The organism is Streptomyces sp. NPDC047017, from assembly GCF_040644175.1.
Classification (GTDB): domain Bacteria; phylum Actinomycetota; class Actinomycetes; order Streptomycetales; family Streptomycetaceae; genus Streptomyces.
On record NZ_JBEYVW010000009.1, the window covers coordinates 203,945 to 219,159 of the forward strand.

General features: G+C 74.3%; 12 protein-coding genes. 5 read left to right on the plus strand and 7 right to left on the minus strand.

Annotated features, from left to right (window positions below; translation table 11 throughout):
* Positions 1-8: 8 nt before the first annotated feature.
* Positions 9-2,765 carry a SpoIIE family protein phosphatase gene (locus ABZ858_RS17650; protein ID WP_361378525.1) on the plus strand — a complete coding sequence of 919 codons (2,757 nt, stop codon included), beginning with the start codon at positions 9-11 and terminating at the stop codon, positions 2,763-2,765.
* Between the two features lie 26 nt (positions 2,766-2,791).
* Here ABZ858_RS17650 and ABZ858_RS17655 read toward each other — a convergent pair whose 3' ends face one another.
* Positions 2,792-4,636, minus strand: coding sequence for a glycoside hydrolase family 15 protein (locus tag ABZ858_RS17655; protein ID WP_361378528.1), 1,845 nt, complete (start codon positions 4,634-4,636; stop codon positions 2,792-2,794).
* Positions 4,637-4,919: 283 nt separating this feature from the next.
* Here ABZ858_RS17655 and ABZ858_RS17660 point away from each other — a divergent pair, with 283 nt between their 5' ends.
* Positions 4,920-5,129 (plus strand): hypothetical protein, encoded by a 210-nt coding sequence (locus ABZ858_RS17660; RefSeq protein WP_361378531.1) that lies wholly within the window; start codon positions 4,920-4,922, stop codon positions 5,127-5,129.
* A 117-nt stretch (positions 5,130-5,246) separates the two neighbouring features.
* Here ABZ858_RS17660 and ABZ858_RS17665 read toward each other — a convergent pair whose 3' ends face one another.
* Together ABZ858_RS17665 and ABZ858_RS17670 are read right to left on the minus strand one after the other, a co-directional pair.
* The gene (locus tag ABZ858_RS17665) at positions 5,247-5,735 is read right to left on the minus strand and encodes a DUF5709 domain-containing protein (RefSeq protein WP_361378534.1); all 489 of its coding nucleotides are present in this window, start codon (positions 5,733-5,735) and stop codon (positions 5,247-5,249) included.
* Between the two features lie 109 nt (positions 5,736-5,844).
* A complete protein-coding gene (locus ABZ858_RS17670; protein ID WP_361378852.1) occupies positions 5,845-6,921 on the minus strand; it encodes a HoxN/HupN/NixA family nickel/cobalt transporter in 1,077 nt (358 codons plus the stop codon).
* Between the two features lie 407 nt (positions 6,922-7,328).
* Here ABZ858_RS17670 and ABZ858_RS17675 point away from each other — a divergent pair, with 407 nt between their 5' ends.
* Complete coding sequence (locus tag ABZ858_RS17675) at positions 7,329-7,997, plus strand: DedA family protein (RefSeq protein WP_361378537.1); 669 nt, start codon at positions 7,329-7,331, stop codon at positions 7,995-7,997.
* A gap of 16 nt (positions 7,998-8,013) precedes the next feature.
* Entirely contained in the window at positions 8,014-8,754 is a 741-nt protein-coding gene (locus tag ABZ858_RS17680) for a phosphatase PAP2 family protein (RefSeq protein ID WP_361378540.1), read from the plus strand.
* 158 nt (positions 8,755-8,912) lie between these two features.
* On the opposite strand, the gene ABZ858_RS17685 is transcribed toward ABZ858_RS17680, so the two are convergent.
* Both ABZ858_RS17685 and ABZ858_RS17690 read right to left on the minus strand, forming a co-directional pair.
* Positions 8,913-9,860: a lysylphosphatidylglycerol synthase domain-containing protein gene (locus ABZ858_RS17685; RefSeq protein WP_361378543.1), complete on the minus strand. Its 948-nt coding sequence runs from the start codon at positions 9,858-9,860 to the stop codon at positions 8,913-8,915.
* Positions 9,857-11,383 (minus strand): hypothetical protein, encoded by a 1,527-nt coding sequence (locus tag ABZ858_RS17690; protein WP_361378546.1) that lies wholly within the window; start codon positions 11,381-11,383, stop codon positions 9,857-9,859. Before ABZ858_RS17690 ends, ABZ858_RS17685 begins: the two co-directional genes overlap by 4 nt.
* 200 nt (positions 11,384-11,583) lie before the next feature.
* Between ABZ858_RS17690 and ABZ858_RS17695 the strand changes: the two genes are divergently transcribed.
* Positions 11,584-11,970 (plus strand): BlaI/MecI/CopY family transcriptional regulator, encoded by a 387-nt coding sequence (locus tag ABZ858_RS17695; protein WP_361378549.1) that lies wholly within the window; start codon positions 11,584-11,586, stop codon positions 11,968-11,970.
* 60 nt (positions 11,971-12,030) lie between these two features.
* On the opposite strand, the gene ABZ858_RS17700 is transcribed toward ABZ858_RS17695, so the two are convergent.
* Positions 12,031-14,373, minus strand: a complete 2,343-nt coding sequence (locus ABZ858_RS17700) for a glycosyl hydrolase family 65 protein (protein WP_361378552.1) — start codon at positions 14,371-14,373, stop codon at positions 12,031-12,033.
* Positions 14,370-15,131 (minus strand): beta-phosphoglucomutase family hydrolase, encoded by a 762-nt coding sequence (locus ABZ858_RS17705; protein WP_361378555.1) that lies wholly within the window; start codon positions 15,129-15,131, stop codon positions 14,370-14,372. Before ABZ858_RS17705 ends, ABZ858_RS17700 begins: the two co-directional genes overlap by 4 nt.
* Positions 15,132-15,215 lie beyond the last annotated feature (84 nt).

Sequence of the window (15,215 nt, forward strand, 5' to 3'; positions counted from 1 at the left end):
CATGGCACATGGTCCGACTCCCGGGTCGAACCGGCACCCGGTCGACCAGCCGCCTGCGCGCCCAGCGCCTCCAGCCCGGCCCCGCGCTCCGCGCCCGCGAGCGCGCCGAGCGCAGTCGTGCCTCGGGTGGCCGGGCCGGTCGCCTGCGGTCGACGCTGGGCGCGCGCAGCGTCGCCGGCCAGGTGTTCGTGCTCCAGGTCGTCATCGTGCTGCTGCTGGTCGTCGGGGCCGTGGTGGCGCTGGTCCTCCAGGTGCGGCACGACAGCACCCAGGAGGCGCGCAACCGTTCCCTGGCGGTCGCGCAGACCTTCGCCGACGCGCCGGGCACCCGCGCGGCGCTGGCCGCGCCGGACCCGACGGCGGTGCTCCAGCCGCGCGCCGAGGCCGCCCGCAAGGCCGCGGACGTGGACTTCATCGTGGTGATGAACACCGCCGGGATCCGCTACACCCACCCGATGCCGGACCGGATCGGCAAGCGGTTCGTCGGCACCATCGGGCCCGCGCTGCACGGGAAGCCCGTGGTGGAGGAGATCAACGGGACCATAGGGCAGCTCGTGCAGGCCGTGGTGCCGGTCAAGGCGCCGGACGGCACAGTGGTGGGGCTGGTCGCGGCCGGCATCACCACCCGGAACACGGGCAGCCTCGCGGACCGGCAGCTGCCGGTGGTCCTGGGCGCGGCCGCCGCGGGCCTGGCCCTGGCCACGGCGGGGACCGCGCTGGTCAGCAGGCGGCTGCTGCGCCAGACCCACGGGCTGGGGCCGGGCGAGATGACGCGGATGTACGAGCATCACGACGCGGTGCTGCACTCCGTCCGCGAGGGAGTGATCATCGTCGGCGACGGGGGCGAGCTGCTGCTCGCCAACGACGAGGCGCACCGGCTGCTGGGGCTGCCCGAGCACGCCGAGCGGCGGCGGATACTCGACCTCGGTCTTGACCCCGCCACCGCCGCGCTGCTGACGTCCGGGCGGGTCGCCACCGACGAGGTGCAGCTGGTCGGCGACCGGCTGCTGGCGATCAACCAGCGCCCCACCGACCTGGAGGGCGGCCCGTCGGGCAGCGTGGCCACCCTGCGCGACTCGACGGAGCTGCGCGCGCTGTCCGGCCGCGCCGAGGTGGCCCGCGAGCGCCTCCGCCTGCTCTACGACGCCGGGGTGGGCGTGGGCACCACCCTGGACGTGACCCGGACCGCCGAGGAGCTGGCGCGGGTGTCGGTGCCCCGGTTCGCGGACTTCGTCACCGTGGACCTGTACGACGCCGTGCTGCGCGGCGAGGAGCCGGAGCCGGGGGCCGCGCTGCGCCGCACGGCGTCCCACGGGGTCCGCGCGGGCGCCCCGCTGTACCCGGCCGGCCGGCAGATCCACTTCATCGACTCGTCCCCGCAGGCGCACAGCCTGGCCTCCCGCCGGGCGGTCCTGGAGCCGCGGCTGGAGGCCGCGCCGGGCTGGCTGGCGCAGGACCCGGACCGCACCGAGGAGATCGTGCGCTTCGGCATCCACTCGCTGATCACCGCGCCGGTGCGGGCGGGGACCGTGGTGCTGGGCCTGGTCAACTTCTGGCGTTCGGAGAAGACGGAGCCGTTCGACGCCGAGGAGCTGGCCCTCGCCGAGGAACTGGTCGCGCGGGCCGCGGTCTCCATCGACAACGCCCGCCGCTACACCCGCGAGCACGGCATGGCCGTCACCCTCCAGCGCAGCCTGCTGCCGCGCAGCCTGCCCGAGCAGAACGCCCTGGACATCGCCTACCGCTACCTGCCGGCGCAGGCGGGCGTGGGCGGCGACTGGTTCGACGTGCTGCCGCTGTCCGGGGCGCGGGTCGCGCTGGTCGTCGGTGACGTCGTCGGCCACGGACTGCACGCGGCGGCCACCATGGGCCGGCTGCGGACGGCGGTGCACAACTTCTCCTCCCTGGACCTGCCGCCCGACGAGCTGCTGGGCCTGCTGGACGAGATGGTCGCCCGCATCGACCAGGACGAGTCGGCGGACGGCACCGGCGCGCCCGTCGTCGGGGCGACCTGCCTGTACGCGATCTACGATCCGGTCTCCCGGCGCTGCGCGATCGCCCGCGCCGGGCATCCGCCGCCCGCCGTGGTCGCCCCCGACGGCACGGCCGCCTTCGCCGACGTGCCGGTCGGGCCGCCGCTCGGCCTGGGCGGGCTGCCGTTCGAGACGGCCGAACTGGAGCTGGCGGAGGGCAGCCGGCTGGTCCTGTACACCGACGGGCTCGTGGAGGACCGCAAACGGGACATCGACGCCGGCCTGGAGGAGCTGCGCACCGCGCTGGAGGCGGCCGGCGGGTCGCCCGAGGAGACCTGCCGGGCCGTGCTGGACTCCCGGCTGCCGTTCCGCCGGGGCGACGACATCGCGCTGCTGGTCGCGCGGACCCGGGCGCTGGGCGCGGACCGGGTCGCCGAGTGGGAGGTCCCCTCGGACCCGGCGGCCGTGGGGGAGGTACGCGCCTCGGTGAGCCGGCGGCTGGCCGAGTGGGGCCTGGACGAGCTGACGTTCACCACGGAGCTGGTCCTGAGCGAGCTGGTCACCAACGCGATCCGCTACGGCGGCGCGCCGATCCGGGTCCGGGTGCTGCGCGACCGCGCCCTGATCTGCGAGGTCTTCGACAGCAGCAACACCTCGCCGCACCTGCGCTACGCGGCGTCCACCGACGAGGGCGGGCGGGGCCTGTTCCTGGTGGCGCAGCTCGCGGAGCGCTGGGGCACCCGCTACACGCCCTCGGGCAAGGTCATCTGGGCGGAACAGCCCCTGCCGTGAGCCGGGCGGCGCCCCGCCGGGGCCGGTCAGCCCAGGGCGCGGTCCAGGTTGTAGGCCGCGCTGATCAGGGACAGGTGGGTGAACGCCTGCGGGAAGTTGCCCTGCTGCTCGCCGGTGCGGCCGATCTCCTCGGCGTACAGGCCGAGGTGGTTGGCGTAGGTGAGCATCTTCTCGAAGGCGAGGCGGGCCTCGTCCAGCCGGCCGGCCCGGGTGAGGGCCTCGACGTACCAGAAGGAGCAGATGGAGAACGTGCCCTCGTCGCCGCGCAGGCCGTCGGGGCTGCCGTGGGGGTCGTAGCGGTGGACGAGGGAGTCGGAGACCAGGTCCTCGGTGAGCGCGTCGAGGGTGGAGAGCCACTTGGGGTCGGTCGGCGCGATGAACTTGGCCAGCGGCATCATCAGCACGGCGGCGTCCAGCACGTCGCCGCCCTCGTACTGGACGAACGCCTGCCGCCGCCGCGACCAGCCGCGGTCCATGATGCGGCGGTAGACGGCGTCCCGGGTGCGCTGCCAGCGCGGCAGGTCGGCGGGCAGGCCGCGGCGGTTGGCCAGCCGGACGGCGCGCTCGACGGCGACCCAGCACATCAGCCGGGAGTACAGGAAGTCCCGACGGCCGCCGCGGGTCTCCCAGATGCCCTCGTCGGGCTGGTCCCAGTTGTCGCAGACCCAGTCCACCAGCGCGCACACGTCGTCCCACTGGGCGCTGGAGATCGGCTCGGCCCACTTGTCGTAGAGGTAGATGGAGTCGATCAGGGCGCCGTAGATGTCCAGCTGGAGCTGGTCGGCGGCGGCGTTGCCGATGCGGACCGGCGCGGAGCCCTGGTGTCCTTCGAGGTGGGTCAGTTCGTGTTCGGGCAGTTCGGTGCGGCCGTCGATGCCGTACATGATCTGCAGCGGGCCGGTGGCCTTGCCGTCGCCCGGGCTGACGTGCCGGGTCACGAAGCGCATGAACGCGGCGGCCTCGCCGCTGAAGCCGAGCCGCAGCAGCGCGTAGACGGCGAACGCGGCGTCGCGCACCCAGACGTAGCGGTAGTCCCAGTTGCGCTCGCCGCCGATCCGCTCGGGCAGGCTCGTGGTGGGCGCGGCGACGATGGCGCCGGTGGGGGCGTAGGTGAGCAGTTTCAGGGTGAGGGCGGAGCGGTGCACCATCTCCCGCCAGCGGCCCCGGTAGCGGGACTGCGCGCTCCAGCGCCGCCAGTAGGCCACGGTGGCGCAGAACTGCTCCTCGGCCTCCAGGCGGGCGCATCTGCGCGGGGCCACCTCGCCGCCGACCTGGTCGAGGGCGAAGACGGCCGACTCGCCCTCGGTGAGCTTGAAGTCGGCGCGGACGTCGGGTCCCTCGGTCTCCAGCGGCACGGTGGCCGTCAGCGCGAGGGACAGGGCGGCGGACTCGAACAGGACGACCCGGCCCTCGGTGCGGACCGTGTGCGGGTCGGCGCCGTAGCCGAAGCGCGGCGCCACCCGGGCGCGGAACGGCAGGGTGCCGCGCACGCACACCACGCGCCGGATGAGCCGGTGCCGGTCGGCCTCCCCGGCCTGGGCGCTGTCGCCGGTCACCGGCATGAAGTCCTGCACCTCGCCGACCCCGTCCTCGGTGAAGAACCGGGTGATCAGCACATTGGTGTCGGGGAAGTAGAACTGCTTGGTGCGGACCCCGTCGGCGGCGGCGAGTTCGAAGCAGCCGCCGCGCTCGGCGTCCAGGACGGCGGCGAACACGCTGGGGGCGTCGAAGGAGGGGCAGCAGTACCAGTCGATGGTGCCGTCGGTGCCGACCAGGGCGACCGTGCGCAGGTCGCCGATGAGGCCGTGGTCGGCGATCGGGACGTACCGGCGCGGGCCGGCCACGGGCGGGGGACTCGGGGTGTCGGCCATCGCGGCGGCCTCCTGTCCGGGTGCGCGGGCGCTCCCGGTCCGGCCGTCGCGCCCGGCCGTCCCGGGCCCTACCAGCTTACGGAGCGCGCGGGCGGAACGGAGGTTTTCCCCTCCGGCGGGCAGGTACTCCCCCAGCGGGCCGCTGCCGGCCCGGCCGGTGCGGCGGGCCCTTCCGGATGCAGGGTGCGGCGCGGCGGGCAATCGTAAAGGGAGGTCCCGGTCCCGCGGCGCGGGCGGCGCAGTCCCGTCCCGCGCGGGACCCGGCCGGACCCGAGGAGGACACATGTCGACGTCACAGCCCGACGCATCATCCCGTTCGTCCGGGGACCGTTGCACCCCGGACGATGTGCTCCACGCCCGTACCGGCACCGACGTCTCGCCCGAGGACGTCGTGCTGGCCGCGGGCCGTGACATCACCCCCCGCAACCTGGAATGGGCCAAGCGCAAGATCGAAACGGAGGGCCCGGCCGCCCTGGACAAGCTGCTGCCCTAGCCCGCGGCGGGGCTACCGCAGTCCGTCGTACCGTCGTGGTCCGTCGTGCCGGTGGGCCCGGAGCGAGGTGCTCCGGGCCCACCGGCGCGTGAAGTGATCAGGGGACGGGACACGGGATCAGGGGCGGGTCTCCTCGTCGGGGAGGGCGCTGTCGTCGTCGACGACGTGCACGGCGGCCTCCTCGGCGCCCGCCGCTCCCGCGTCGATGCCCTCGTCGAAGGCGACCTCCTCCTTCGTGGTGTCGGGGTGCGCGCCCTCGTCCGGGGCGACCAGGCGGCCGGCCCGCTCGTCGCCCGCCTCCGGGTCGACCGGCTCGCCCTCGCCGCCGGGCAGGTCGCCCACCCCGTCGCCCTCCGGCTCCTGCACGTCCGGCTGTTCCTGGGCCAGCCGCTGGTCGAGGGTCTCGCCGTCGTGCTGCTCGGCGGCCGTGGTGCCGTACTTGTCGACGCCGAGCGGCTTCTCCGGCGGGGAGTAGCCCTCGTCGAGGGTGTCGTCGTAGGTCCGCTCGCCGATCGCGTCCTGCATGTCCAGCGGCGCGGCGTCCTCCTGCTCCTCGTTGGTCCCGGTGGGCTGGTAGGCGTCGTCGGCCATCGGATCGGTGCTCACGGGTGTGCCTCCCTCGCGGCGACTGGGGTCGTGGGTGTCATGATCCGCATTTCCCGCCGCGCCCGCTCCAATCACCCCTGCCGCGGATTCGCCCGGTCCGGCCGTGGGCTCACTCGGAGGCCGGGTCGGTGGAGGCGGCCAGGCCCGCGGTCCACTTCTCCTCGATGCGGCCGACCTTCCACACCACCAGGGCGATGACCCAGGTGACGAAGAACAGGCCCACGATGACGAACCCGATGACGTTCAGGTCCAGGCCCGCGACCCAGTCCCAGAAGAAGCCGTGCAGGCCGAGCTTGTCGGCGAGCAGGCCCAGCAGTTCGACGGTGCCGATGATGAGGGCGACCGCCACCGACAGGCCGGTGATCGTCAGGTTGTAGTAGACCTTGCGGACGGGCTTGGAGAAGGCCCAGCCGTAGGCGAAGTTCATGAACGAGCCGTCGATGGTGTCCAGCAGCGACATGCCCGCGGCGAACAGCACGGGCAGGCACAGGATGGCGTACCAGGGCAGGCCGGAGGCCGCGCCGGAGCCGGCCAGCACGAGCAGGGCGATCTCGGTGGCCGTGTCGAAGCCGAGGCCGAAGAGCAGGCCCAGCGGGTACATCTGCCAGGGCTTGTCGATCGCCTTCATGACCCGGCCCAGCAGGCGGTTCATCAGGCCCCGGCTGTTGAGCTGCTCCTCCAGGGCGGCCTCGTCGAAGTGGCCCGAGCGCATCTGCCGGAACACCTTCCAGATACCGGCCAGGATGACCAGGTTGATGATGGCGATGACGTACAGGAAGGTCCCGGAGACGGTCGTGCCGATCAGGCCGGTGACGTCGTGCAGCTGGGAGTCGTCGTCGCTGACCGGCCCGGCCAGCGCCCGGACGCCGAGCGAGAGCAGGAAGGCGAGGCCGAAGACGATGCTGGAGTGGCCGAGGGAGAACCAGAAGCCGACCGAGAGCGGCCGCTGCCCCTCGTTCATCAGCTTGCGGGTGGTGTTGTCGATGGCGGCGATGTGGTCGGCGTCGAAGGCGTGCCGCATGCCCAGGGTGTACGCGGTGACGCCGATGCCGATGCCGAAGGACTTGGTGCCGATGCTGTAGTGCTCCGGCGCGACGATCCAGACGAGCGTGAACCAGCCGATCACGTGCAGCGCGAGCACGAACGCGGCCATGCCGCCGATCCTGGTCCACTCCTGGCGCGTCATCGATCTGCGGACGCGGTGCCAGGCCGAGCGCTCGGTCTCGGCCGGGGCGGTGAGCAGGGGAGTGGAACCGGAGGGGGCCGTCATGGCGAGGGACTTTCCTTTGCGGCGGAGCGTGCGGGCGGCTGCGTGGCGCAGTCTTCTGCCATCCTCCCCCACCTGCACATCATGTGCAGTAAAGCCGACGGCTGGTCTTGACCATGGGAGGGAAAAGTCCGGCGTGGCGTCCCGAACCGCCGTTCGGCCAGGTCAGGCCGCCGACGGGGTGTTACGCGGACGTGCCCGACGAGTCGGGCACGGAAAGGGCCGGCCGGACCGCTATCGTCTCCGGTAGACGGTCTACAGATCTGTAGTCACTCTTCGGGTACCGCTCCCCCGCGCCCCCGACCCGACCGGAAGGGCCCGCGACGATGATCGCACCCCCGCACCTGTCGTCGCAGCCCGCTGTCAATGTGCTGGACGCCCAGTCGCTGCTGGCCGCCTTCGGCGTGCTCGGCGTCGGCGTGGTGATGTTCGCCGAGACGGGACTGCTGATCGGGTTCTTCCTGCCCGGCGACTCGCTGCTCTTCACCGCCGGGCTGCTGTGCACGGGCACGGCGGACCGGGGCGTGAGGCTGTCGCTGCTGCCGCTGCTCGCCGCCGCCGTGCTCGGGGCGCTCACCGGATCGCAGTGCGGCTACCTGCTGGGGCGCAGGGCGGGCGGCGCCCTGCTCGCCCGCAGCCGCTCGCCACGGCTGCACGCGGGCGCGCGGCGCGCCGAGGAACTCCTGGAGCGCTACGGGCAGGCCAAGGCGATCGTGCTGGCCCGTTTCGTGCCGGTGGTGCGGACCGTGCTCAACCCGATGGCGGGCGCCCTGGGCGTGCCGCTGCGCACGTTCACGGTGTGGCAGACGGCCGGCGGGCTGCTCTGGAGCGTCGGCCTCACCCTGGCGGGGTACGGGCTGGGCTCGACGATCCCGGATGTCGACCGGTACCTGCTGCCGGTCATCGCCCTGATCGTGCTCGTCTCGCTGGTCCCGCTGGCGACCGAGGTGCTGCGCTCGCGCCGGGCGGCGAAGGCCGGGGAGGCGCGCGGATGACGCCCGCGCCGGTCGTATGAGGCGCCGGGACGCCGTGGACCTGGCGGGTGGTGCGTGGCTCGGCGCCTGGGCGGCGTTCGTCGTGGTCGGCCTGGTCGTCGTGGGCGGCGGCGGTGCCCCGCTGTCGATCGACAGCTCCTTGCTGTCCTGGTCGACGGGCCACCGCCCCGGGATGGCGGTGGCGACGGCCCGGGTGCTGACGGCCACCGGGACGGGCGTCGTCCCGTACGCGCTGGTACTGGTGGCCGGTGCGGTGCTCGGCGGCACGGCGCGCACGCGGACGGTCGCGGCGGGGCTCGGCGTGGCCTGCCTGGTGCTGGGGCAGGCCGTGCGGTACGGCGTGATGGAGCTGGCCGCCCGGCCGCGTCCGCCGCGGCAGGACTGGGCGACGTACGCCTCGGGCTGGTCCTTCCCGTCCGGGCACACGGCCACCTCGGCGCTGACCGCCGGGCTGGTGATCCTCGCGATCGTGCTGCGCGCGCCGCGCGGCCGGACGGCGCTCTGCCTCGCCGTGGGCTGCTGGGGCGTCCTGGTGGGGCTGACCCGGGTGTACCTCGGGGTGCACTGGTTCAGCGACGTGATCGGCGGGTGGCTGTTCGCCGCCGGCTGGCTCGGGCTGTGCGGGTGCGCGGCCGCGTGGTGGCTGCCCGCCGGTGCGGTGGCCGCCGTCGCGGGGAGGCCGGACGACTCCGGCCCGGCGGACGAGGCCCCGGGGCAGGAACCTCCCGGCGGGCCGCCGCGTACGTACTCCATGTGACGGGTCCGCGTGCGTATCCGGCGTGACGGGTCCGCGTGCGTATCCGGCGTGACGGGCCCCGCGTACGTACTCGGTCTGGTCGGCCCGCGTACGTACAGGGGGCCGGTCCCGCGCGCGTGCTCCGCGTGCCGCCGCCCGGCAATGGGTCACACGGTGGGTCACACCGCCCGGCGGCGGATCAGCACGCCCAGGACCAGCAGGCCCGGGACGAGGGGGAGCCAGACCGTCAGGAGGCGGTAGCCGAGGACGGCGGAGGCCGCCGCGGCGGCCGGGGCGCCGGTGGTGCTGAGCGCGAAGGCGAGCGCCGCGTCCAGGGAGCCGAGGCCGCCGGGGGTGGGCAGCAGGGCGGCGGCGCTGCTCGCGGCGAGGTAGAGGAGGGCCACCCGCACCGGTGACAGGGGCAGCCCGATGGCCCGGGTGACGGCGATGAGGACCAGGGAGTGGGCCGCGGCGAAGGCCAGCGAACCGCCCCACAGGGCGGCCGCCCGCTGCGGCCGGGAGTGCACGGCACGGATGTCCGCCAGCACCGTCGCCGCCACGCGCCCGCACCGCGACCGCAGCGGGCCGCGCAGCACCACCGCCACCAGCACGGCCGCGCCCAGGGCCGCGATCGGGGCCACCACGGGCACGTCGGGCACCCGCAGGACGCCGGGGCAGGCCGCGGCGAGCACGGCGATCAGGGCCGCCCGGCTCAGGGCACCGGCGGCTCCCTTGACCGCGAGCGCGCTCGCGGAGCGCGGGGCGGTCAGCCCGCAGCGCATCAGGAACCGCAGGTTGACCGCGCTCGCCCCGAGCCCCGCGGGCAGCACGTGGTTGGCGGCCGAGGCGGCGAACTGCGCGGCCAGGAGCCGACCGCCTGGCAGCCGTTCGGCGACCGCGCCCTGCTGGGCGAGCGCCGCGCACAGCCAGGTCGCGACGGCGGCGGTCGCGCCCACCAGCAGCCAGCCCTCGTCGGCGACGGCGAGCTGCCCGGCGCCGGAGCGGACCACGGGCCAGTGCCGCTGCCCGAGGTAGACGGCGCAGACCAGGACGGCGAGCAGGACACCGGAGTGCCACCACGTCCGGCGGCGCTGGACGGCGGCGGGGGTCAGGAGCGGAGAGGTCATCTGCCGGTGCCCTTCTGCGCCCTCGGCGCGACGTACAGACGCAGGTCTCCGAAGGGGTGGACGGGCCAGGCGCGGGCGTAGCCGGGCGGGGAGCCGCCGGCGGTGGTGAGGGCGGCGACCGGCAGCCGCCCGGCGGTGTCCTCGATGGCGTCCGGGGTGGTGTTGGCGTTGGGCCCGTCGGTCGCGGCGGAGTCGCAGCCGGCGGCGAAGGCGATCGGGATGGCCGCTTCGCCGGTGAGCAGGCAGGGCGGGCGCAGCCCGAGGCGGTGGAGTTCGGCGGCGGCGCGGGCCCAGGCGCGGTGGTCGGCGGTGGTGCGGTCGACGGTGCGGGAGAGGACGGAGTACTGGACGGCGAGGTGCACGGCCAGGCCCAGGGCGGCCAGGCCCAGGGCCGTCCGGCTCAGAGCCATCCGGCTCGGGGTGCGCCGCCGGGCGCCGTCCGCCGCCCGGGTGACGAGGTGGCGCAGGGCGTCGGCGACCGGGACGGCGAGCAGGGCGTAGGCGGGCAGCAGGAAGCGGGGCGCGGCGTAGCCGATGAGGAACAGGTAGGGGAAGGCGGCGGTGGCGGCGCAGGCCAGCGCGATCGCGGTGGGCGCGGTGCGCCGGTTGCGCCGGGCGACGGCGAGGCCGGTCAGGGCGAGCACGGGAAGGGCGTACCACCAGGCGGTGACGAGCGGGTGGGGCAGGGCGCCGGCGCAGGGCCGGCACAGGGTCCGGCCGCCCAGGCCGCGCAGTTGGTCGGCGACGGCGAAGTGCCAGCCGAGGCCGCCCTGGATGGCGGAGGCGTCGGACAGCCGCCGCAGCGGGCCGCCGTAGCCGGTCTGGGCCTCGATCAGCCACTGGGCGGAGCCGGCGACCAGCCCGGCGAGCAGCGCGGCGAGCGGTTGCCGGCGGCGTCCGGGCAGGGTGAGGGCCAGGAGCGGGAGCACCGCCCAGACCGCGTCCATGGGCCGCATCCACGCCATCAGGCAGGCGGTGCCGGCCAGGCCCGGCAGCACGGCCGGGTCGTGGCGGTCGGTGCGGGCGCGCGCGAAGCAGCCGGCGCAGGCGAGCGCGCCGAGGGCGACCCAGAGGTTGGGCATGGCCTGCGGGCCGTAGAACAGGGTCACCCACAGCGAGGCGAACAGGGCGCCGGCCAGGGCCAGGACGCGGGCGGGGAACAGGTTCCGCCAGACGCGCAGGGCGAGGTACAGGCCGAGGCCGGAGAGCAGGGCGAGGTAGCAGCGCAGCAGCGCGGTGGAGGAGGACCAGGAGGCGACCGGGGCCACCAGCAGGGAGACGCCGCGGGCGCGGGGTGCGCTGAAGAAGGCCGCGGGGGCGTGCCCGGCGACCTGGCTGACGTAGATGGTCTCGTCCCAGCCGAGGCCCATGCCGGGGCGGACGAGAAGCAGTTGAGCGAGGGTGAAGGCGGCGGCGGCCGCGGCGACCGGGAGGCGGTCGCGGGAGCGGCGGGCGTCCCCGGAGCCGGTCGCCGGTCCGGTCCGCCGGGTCCCGGCGAGTACGGTGTGTGCGCTGTCGGCCATCTCCACCCCTCTTCCCTACGCACTGTAGGGTGCCTGCCCCCACAGTGTGCTGAACCGGTGCGGGAGTCGAGCAAGACGTCAGGGAATCGTCGGGAAAGCGTGGGCGAAATACCGGCGACGGCCGGACGGGCCGTAAGGGCCCCCGGGGGGGGCGGGGCCGTCGGGCACCGGGCTCCCCTACGCATTGTAAGGTTGAGGGCATGGCTGGCAGTGGGCCTCATCGGGGCAGGACGGCACGGCGCAGCTCGGGTGAGCTGGAGAGCGAGGTCCTCGCCGCACTGTGGTCGGCGCGGCGCCCGCTGACACCGGCCGAGATCCAGCTGGAGATCGGCGGCGGCCTCGCCTACAACACGGTGCACACCATCCTCAAGCGGCTCTACGACAAGGGCCTGGTGCTGCGCGCGGCCGACGGGCGGCGCGGCTCCTACCGGCCCGCGAAGAACGCGGCGGAGCTGACCGCCCAGGCCATGCACGAGGCCCTGGACCGCGGCCCCGACCCGATCGGCGCGCTGCGGCAGTTCGTCACCGGGCTGAGCCCCGAGGAGGAGCGGGCCCTGCGCGAACTGCTGGCCGGCCGCCCGGTGTGAGACCGGCGCCGCTCCCCCGGCCCAGGAGCAGGCACGGCCGCGGCCGTGCCTGCCCCCGCGTCAGCGGGCGTTGGGCTTGCGGTGCGGGGGCTGTTCCGGCGACGGGACGTGCCGGGGCGGCGGCACGGGGCGCGAGGCCGGCGCGTCCGGGCTCAGTTCGACCGGCTCGCCGTGGTGGCGGACCGTCAGCGGCGGCCCGGACAGCAGCGTGTACGTGGCGCTCTGCTGGGTGAACTCCACCCGCAGCCGGCGCTCGCGGAACTGCAGGCTGAAGGCGAGCCGGCTGAACTTCTCCGGCAGGCGCGGCGAGAACTCCAGCGTCTCCTTGGCCCGGCGGGTGCCGCCGAACCCCGTCACCAGCGCCATCCAGGTACCGGCCAGCGAGGCGATGTGCAGCCCGTCGCGGGTGTTGTGCTCCAGGTCCTCCAGGTCCATCAGGGCCGCCTCGGCCGCGTAGTCGTAGGCGAGGCGCAGATGGCCCGCCTGCGCGGCGATGACCGCCTGCACGCACGCCGACAGCGAGGAGTCCCGCACGGTCAGCGGCTCGTAGTAGGCGAAGTTGCGGGCGATGTGCTCGTCGTCGAACTCGGCACCGCAGGTGTACATCGCCAGCACCAGATCGGCCTGCTTGACCACCTGCTTGCGGTACAGGTCGAAGTAGGGGAAGTGCAGCATCAGCGGGTACTGGTCGGCGCGGGTGTCGGCGAAGTCCCAGCGCTGGTAGCGGGTGAAGCCCGCGTTCTGCTCGTGCACGCGCAGTTCGGCGTTGTACGGGATGTTCATCGCCTCGGCGGCGTCCCGCCAGGCGGCGCTCTCCTCGTCGTCGGCGCCGAGCAGCTCGGCCTCCTTGGGGTGGCGCTCGACGGCCTCGGCGGCGGCCAGCAGGTTCGCCCGCGCCATCAGGTTGGTGTACGTGTTGTCGTCGGCGACCGCGCTGTACTCGTCGGGGCCGGTGACGCCGTCGATATGGAAGGTGCCCCGGTGGTCGTGGTGGCCCAGCGAGCGCCACAGCCGGGCGGTCTCCACCAGCAGTTCCACGCCGGTGTCCCGTTCGAAGTCCTCGTCGCCGGTCGTCGCCACGTACCGGACCACCGCGTGCGCGATGTCGGCGTTCACATGGAAGGCGGCCGTACCGGCGGGCCAGTACGCGGAGCCCTCCTGGCCCTCGATGGTGCGCCAGGGGAACGCGGCGCCGTGCAGCCCGAGCTGGGCGGCGCGCTCGCGGGCGGCGGGCAGCGTGTTCTGCCGCCAGCGCAGCGCCTCGGCCACGGAGTCGGGCGAGGTGTAGGTGAGCAGGGGCAGCACGAACATCTCGGTGTCCCAGAAGGCGTGCCCGTCGTAGCCCGAACCGGTCAGGCCCTTGGCCGGGATGGCCCGCTCCTCGGCGCGGGCGCCGGCCTGCAGCACGTGGAACAGCGCGAAGCGGACGGCCTGCTGGATCTCCTCGTCGCCGTCGACCTCGACGTCGGCGCGCGCCCAGAAGTCGTCGAGGTACCGCTCCTGCTCCCGCACCAAGCCGGACCAGCCGCCGTGCGCGGCGGCGGCCAGGGCGGCGTCCACCTGATCGCTCATCGCGGGCCGGGAGCGGGTCCCGGACCAGCCGTGGGCGACGAGCTTCTCCACCCGCAGCGTCTGCCCCGCCTCCAGGACGGCGGCGACCGTGAGCCTGGCCAGGTCGGGGTGGCTCTCGCTGTGCGTGGAGGTCCGTTCGGGGCCGGAGACGACGTGGTCGGCGGCGACGGCCACGCGCAGTCCGCTGCGCCGGGTGCGGTGCACCAGGCGCAGCCGGTTGCCGGAGGCGAAGTCCTCCTCGGGCTCCAGCGGCGCCTGCAGCGCCATCGAGGCGCGCGGGTCGCCGTCCGCCTGGGGCAGCTCCTCGTTGGTGACCAGTTCGGACTGGATGACCACGCGGGCCTGGCAGTCGACCGGTTCGACCTCGTAGGCGATCGCGCCGATGGACCGCTGGGTCAGCGAGACCATCCGGGTGGCGCGCACCCGCACCCGGGTGCCGGCCGGGGAGATCCACTCGCAGGTGCGCTCCATCAGCCCGCGCCGCAGGTCCAGGACGCGCTCGTGGGAGACGAGGCGGCCGTAGCGCAGGTCGAAGGGCTCGTCGTCGACGAGCAGCCGCAGCACCTTGCCGTTGGTGATGTTGATGACGGTCTGGCCCGACTCGGGGTAGCCGTAGCCGGCCTCCGCGTACGGCAGCGGGTGGACCTCGTAGACGCCGTTGAGGTAGGAGCCGGGCAGGCCGTGCGGTTCGCCCTCGTCGAGGTTGCCGCGCCAGCCGACGTGGCCGTTGGACAGCGCGAACACGGACTCGCTCTGGGCCAGCACGTCCAGGCTGAGGTCCGTCTCGCGCACGCTCCAGGGCTCGACGGCGTACGAGCGGTGGGTGATCACGCGGCACCTCCCCGGCCGGTGTCCTCGGTGAGCAGTTCGGCGAGGTCCTTGACGACCACGTCGGCGCCGTGCGCGTACAGCGCGTCGGTCTGCCCGACGCGGTCCACGCCGACGACGTAGCCGAAGCGGCCCGCGCGGCCCGCGTCCATGCCGGCCAGGGCGTCCTCGTAGACGGTGGCCTGCCCCGCCGCCACGCCGAGGTCGCGGGCGGCGGCAAGGAAGGTGTCCGGGTGCGGCTTGCCGGGCAGGCCGCGCTCGCGGGCGACCACGCCGTCGATCCGGACGTCGAAGAGGCGCTCGGCGTCGATGGAGCGCAGCACGTCGACGGTGTTGGCGCTGGAGGAGACGATCGCGGTCTTCAGGCCCCGGGCGCGGACCGCCTCGATGTAGCGCAGAGTGCCGTCATAGGCCTGCACGCCCTCGGTGCGGATCTTCTCCAGGACCAGTTCGTTCTTGCGGTTGCCGACCCCGTTGACCGTCTGCGCGTCGGGCGGGTCGTCCGGGGTGCCCTCGGGCAGTTCGATGTCCCGGGAGGCGAGGAAGGTGCGCACGCCGTCGGCGCGGGGCCGTCCGTCGACGTACTCGTCGTAGTCGGCGACCGCGTCGAAGGGACGGTAGTCCGCGCCCTCCCGCTCGCGCAGGAACGCGTCGAACGTCTCCTTCCAGGCGGCCGCGTGCACCACGGCGGTCTTGGTGACGACCCCGTCGAGATCGAACAGGCAGGCCAGGATTGTTTCGGGCAGACCGAGCTTCGTCATACAGGGACCCTTCCCCACGACACGGCGTTGACGGGGTGTCGCATGCCACATCGGACGTACTTTCCGACCACTTTCCGGGCTCCG

What these genes read in the sequence shown, in the direction of transcription:
- ABZ858_RS17675 (WP_361378537.1), top strand. Translation starts at nt 7,329, where the DNA reads ATGATCGCACCCCCGCACCTGTCGTCGCAGCCCGCTGTCAATGTGCTG.
- ABZ858_RS17660 (WP_361378531.1), top strand. Translation starts at nt 4,920, where the DNA reads ATGTCGACGTCACAGCCCGACGCATCATCCCGTTCGTCCGGGGACCGT.
- ABZ858_RS17680 (WP_361378540.1), top strand. Translation starts at nt 8,014, where the DNA reads ATGAGGCGCCGGGACGCCGTGGACCTGGCGGGTGGTGCGTGGCTCGGC.
- ABZ858_RS17705 (WP_361378555.1), bottom strand. Translation starts at nt 15,131, where the DNA reads ATGACGAAGCTCGGTCTGCCCGAAACAATCCTGGCCTGCCTGTTCGAT.
- ABZ858_RS17650 (WP_361378525.1), top strand. Translation starts at nt 9, where the DNA reads ATGGTCCGACTCCCGGGTCGAACCGGCACCCGGTCGACCAGCCGCCTG.
- ABZ858_RS17670 (WP_361378852.1), bottom strand. Translation starts at nt 6,921, where the DNA reads ATGACGCGCCAGGAGTGGACCAGGATCGGCGGCATGGCCGCGTTCGTG.
- ABZ858_RS17695 (WP_361378549.1), top strand. Translation starts at nt 11,584, where the DNA reads ATGGCTGGCAGTGGGCCTCATCGGGGCAGGACGGCACGGCGCAGCTCG.
- ABZ858_RS17685 (WP_361378543.1), bottom strand. Translation starts at nt 9,860, where the DNA reads ATGACCTCTCCGCTCCTGACCCCCGCCGCCGTCCAGCGCCGCCGGACG.
- ABZ858_RS17655 (WP_361378528.1), bottom strand. Translation starts at nt 4,636, where the DNA reads ATGGCCGACACCCCGAGTCCCCCGCCCGTGGCCGGCCCGCGCCGGTAC.
- ABZ858_RS17690 (WP_361378546.1), bottom strand. Translation starts at nt 11,383, where the DNA reads ATGGCCGACAGCGCACACACCGTACTCGCCGGGACCCGGCGGACCGGA.